Source organism: Nostoc sp. (assembly GCF_041747015.1).
In the GTDB taxonomy this organism is placed as follows: domain Bacteria; phylum Cyanobacteriota; class Cyanobacteriia; order Cyanobacteriales; family Nostocaceae; genus Nostoc.
Genome location: NZ_JBGTFY010000262.1, coordinates 1 through 4,154, shown reverse-complemented (window position 1 = coordinate 4,154; position 4,154 = coordinate 1). Strand labels below are relative to the sequence as shown.

The window sequence follows — 4,154 nt, the reverse complement described above, 5'->3', positions numbered from 1 at the left end:
CAAGTCTTGCACCTGAACCTGGGCGTCTGGCAGTTCCGCCTTGATCATTGCCTCAACCTGCTGCGGACTAATCATCGCTATTCCTGAAAAAACTTACTTTTCTATTATTAACAGATATAGAGCAAATGCCTGTGCCAACTTCAGGTTTTGGCAAGGCTGGGGATAAATGCGTCTCTGAGGTGGATTTTTGAGAACGCTGGGTCAAAGCTAGGGCAGATAATCCTATCTTAGCACTGGAGCGTTCCAAGGTACTGCTCAGGGAGATGGGGAGATGGGAAAAACAGACAAAAAAATTTAATTTATTTTTTTTGGGATGAGGAAGATGAACTACCACCTTCTTTGGGATAGGGAGAATCCACAAAACCCAATTCAAACAACTGTTTATAGGCTTTTTTGCCTAAATCGCGCGTTGGGTTTTGACTCTTAATTATTTGAATCAACAACGGTACAGCTAATTCTGGCTGATTTTGGGCTCGATGTACCAATGCTAGCTGAAAGGTTGCTTCATCTCGCTTTTGGGCTGTTAATAGAGCTTTTTGCCGCTGAGAATCAGAAACTCTATTGTCAATTCCCGAAAAGCTAGTATTTAACTCTTGATAAAAATTAGATAGCTGATTATAAATCTGACGTGCTTCTTGCAGTTTCTTGGCAGCTAAGGGGTAGTTTTGAGCAGAAACGGCTTGTTCTGCATCTTTCATGAGGCGATCGCCCCCTACAATGCTCAAAAGGCTGTTACTTTGGGTTATGGGGCGAAGGTTATTGGGATCATTGGGGTCAATAGGTAGTGGTTGGCTGGTAGTACCTGGTGACTGTGATACCTGAGCATTCACAGGTGATAGCAGGCTGAGGACTGCTATGACTGATAAAAGAGTACGGTGCATCAAGGTAACAGCGGCAACAGTGTTCATGGGATCAATTAGTGCGACAACTATATAAAAAAGTTATGGAAACTTCGGGTATCTTAACTCTGTTTTGGTCTTCGACAAAGCAAATCTACATCCTAAGTATCTCTGAATTTAGACTGAAATTCGATTTAATAGAGTTCCCATTACCCTTGTATAGTAACTAACTTGAATCGTCTTGATGAGCTATAACTAAGAACGAGATTAAGAATTAGTAATTTTTGTTTCTTGATGGCTTAATTGTTGCAGTGCCTTTGCTAAATCAGCTGTGATGCTTTTAGCATCTTGTTTTACACAGCCACTCGTGTAATCTGTTACTCTGATTGCGGAGCCAATGTGAATACTCACATCTGTACCCCAATTTGGATAAGGTTGGCTGTAATTAATACCTATGGGTATAATTTTCACTCCCAGCCCGGAATGACTAGATTCAGCACTCAAAGCAAGACGAGCAATTCCAGGCTTCAACTGGTGAACTTCCCCATCACGATAAATGTTACCTTCTGGAAAGATTACCAAAGCTTTTTTCTGCTGAAGTAGCTCAACTCCATGTCGCAGCGTCTGGATTGAGGGATGCTTAGAATTTACAGGGAACCCCCCCAAACGTCGCACAAACCAGCCTTGTAAGCCTTGGCATTCATCAATTGTCACCATGAACCGCAGGTCTTGTTCTGTCATACAATCAGCAGTAGCGTAGGGTACGATCAATGCATCCCAACGCGCCCGATGGGTAGGCGCAAGGATCACAGGCCCAGTTGTCGGGATATTTTTTTGTCCGGTTATTCTAATTTGCCCAAAGAATAATGGTAATAGGCAGTGACGCCCTAATAAATGTGCCAGAGGACTTAACCAAGGAGAAACCCTTGAGGTAGTGCCAGCTACTTGAGGGTCTACTGCTGTATGTTGGCAGGTATCGGATGAAGAATAAAATTTCATCATGAAGGATGCAGCTGATTGACGGGTAAAATTTAACGAAAAGTCTAATTAGTTACACCGTAGATTCTCTTGCTTGACTTGTGCCGTACTAGATGGACAGTTTTACCTCTGTCCGTTAGTTTCCTATACGCCGCTTAGTGGCAAACCAAGCCTGTAATTGCTGACGACAAGCTGACTCTAGAATGCCTCCGATTACCTGTAAGCGGTGATTAGAAGCAGCGCTATCGGGTATATTAATAACTGTACGAATTGCGCCAGTTTTGGTATCGTCTACTCCATATACAAGTAATCTTAGACGCGCTTGGACAACAGCACCTGCACACATCGGGCAAGGTTCGAGAGTTACGTAGAGGGTGCATTCATTAAGATGCCAATTTTGTAAAGTTGTTGCAGCTATCTTGAGAGCGAGAATTTCCGCATGAGCGGTAGGATCTTTGTCGCGCTCTTTTCTGTTTTCTCCTTGTGCCAACAATTTGCCAGTTGAATCAATGATAACAGCACCTACAGGGACTTCACCTGCATCACCTGCTACTTTTGCTAATTCTAGTGCATAACTCATCCATTGTTGATGTATAAGATATTCTGTGTATTTAGTTAACATATTCTGATTAATATAAAAATTTCAAAATTCAACACATTTTCAGGACTTACGCATTCACAGAAAATACCAAATATATGTGATGGAAAAAACCACATCTGTCATAGGGGCAATTGATGTAGCTTTAGCTTCCCGCAGGGTATTGCCCCTACATCGCGGACTTATTTAGCATCAAAGCCTGAAACAACCTATTTTGGTAAAAATATACCATGATTAATTTGTACAGTGCGTAAGTCCTGATTTTGTAGAGTGGGCATTTTATCCGCCTTTGCATTGGCCAAAACGCCCATCCTACAATAAAGAAAAAGTGGGGGCTTACGCAAATGCTAAATAGCAGCTTGAGCTAAAAGGGAATCGAGTTGAGTTTGGCTGTCTAGGTGATAAAGGTCATCACAGCCGCCAATATGCTGGTTATTGATAAAAATTTGCGGTACACTACGGCCGCCGTTAGCGCGTTCTGCCATTTTAGCTCTAGCTGATTCATCACCGTCGATTTTATATTCAGTAAAATTTACACCTTTCCACCACAGCAGCATCTTGGCACGAATGCAGTAAGGACAAGTTTGCCATGTGTAAAGTTCGACGTTGGCTTTGACTCGCTCTGGATGGCGATTTAAGAGAGGATTAAGAAAGTCCAGCATAATTTATCTTAAGCAAGGTTTTAACCATGTCTATAGCCTAGATCATTGCTGGTAGTGGTGGCGGTAGAATTCGCTTTTGGAAGCTCTCTGAATAGTTACCATAAGTAAAATATAGGACTTAGGCATTGACAGAGAAGCCAAAATAGCGTTTATGGTTTTCAAGGCTTCTTTTGGTAATTTTGCGTAAGTCCTATCTATGCTGGAGTAGGATGACCGAAAAAAAGAGGTTATAACTGGCACTTTCCTAACGAGTTAGCAGTAAAACTTAACTTTCTTCCACGTGTATCCGCCCTTTGGTAGACTTGAAGACTGAAATAGCTAGATAAAACGACGGAAATTCAAGCAGTTGAGAGGGCAAACTCTGTGGAAAATACACTTGGGTTAGAAATTATTGAGGTAGTTGAGCAAGCCGCAATCGCATCCGCAAAGTGGATGGGCAAAGGCGAAAAAAACATTGCTGACCAGGTAGCAGTGGAAGCTATGCGCGAACGGATGAATAAAATCCATATGCGGGGTCGCATCGTTATCGGTGAAGGCGAACGCGACGACGCGCCGATGCTTTATATCGGTGAAGAAGTTGGTATCTGTACCCAACCAAATGCCGAAAGTGTCTGTAACCCTGATGAACTAATTGAAATTGATATCGCCGTTGACCCCTGTGAAGGTACGAACTTGGTAGCTTATGGGCAGCCTGGTTCGATGGCTGTCTTGGCAATTTCGGAAAAGGGTGGATTATTTGCTGCTCCTGACTTTTACATGAAGAAGTTAGCAGCACCTCCCGCAGCTAAGGGCAAGGTAGACATCAACAAGTCAGCAACAGAAAACCTCAAAATTCTCGCTGAGTGTCTAGAGCGCTCTATTGAAGAACTTGTGATCGTGGTCATGAAGCGTGAACGTCACAATGATTTAATTAAAGAAATCCGTGAGGCTGGAGCGAGAGTCGCCCTAATTTCAGATGGTGATGTGGGTGCAGCCATATCCTGTGGTTTTGCTGGAACTGATATCCACGCGCTGATGGGTATCGGTGCTGCTCCTGAAGGTGTAATTTCCGCAGCCGCAATGCGTGCTATGGGTGGA

At 43.1% G+C, this 4,154-nt stretch carries 5 protein-coding genes and 1 pseudogene; 1 reads left to right on the top strand and 5 read right to left on the bottom strand.

What is annotated here, in order from left to right:
- The 5 genes and pseudogenes from ACEW80_RS21525 to grxC all read right to left on the bottom strand — a co-directional run.
- Positions 1–75 (bottom strand): annotated as a pseudogene (locus tag ACEW80_RS21525) (BolA family transcriptional regulator); the annotation flags it as partial.
- Positions 76–299: 224 nt separating this feature from the next.
- Positions 300–908: a hypothetical protein gene (locus ACEW80_RS21520; RefSeq protein WP_373528547.1), complete on the bottom strand. Its 609-nt coding sequence runs from the start codon at positions 906–908 to the stop codon at positions 300–302.
- Positions 909–1,106: 198 nt separating this feature from the next.
- Positions 1,107–1,841 carry a lysophospholipid acyltransferase family protein gene (locus ACEW80_RS21515; protein ID WP_373528546.1) on the bottom strand — a complete coding sequence of 245 codons (735 nt, stop codon included), beginning with the start codon at positions 1,839–1,841 and terminating at the stop codon, positions 1,107–1,109.
- Between the two features lie 112 nt (positions 1,842–1,953).
- On the bottom strand, positions 1,954–2,439 hold the full coding sequence (tadA, locus tag ACEW80_RS21510; RefSeq protein ID WP_373528545.1) for a tRNA adenosine(34) deaminase TadA: 486 nt from the start codon (positions 2,437–2,439) through the stop codon (positions 1,954–1,956).
- Positions 2,440–2,762: 323 nt separating this feature from the next.
- Positions 2,763–3,077 (bottom strand): glutaredoxin 3, encoded by a 315-nt coding sequence (grxC, locus tag ACEW80_RS21505; RefSeq protein ID WP_373528544.1) that lies wholly within the window; start codon positions 3,075–3,077, stop codon positions 2,763–2,765.
- A gap of 363 nt (positions 3,078–3,440) precedes the next feature.
- On the opposite strand from grxC, the gene glpX reads away from it, so the two are divergent.
- Positions 3,441–4,154, top strand: a 714-nt coding sequence (gene glpX, locus ACEW80_RS21500) for a class II fructose-bisphosphatase (RefSeq protein WP_373528543.1), incomplete at its 3' end; no start/stop codon positions are given.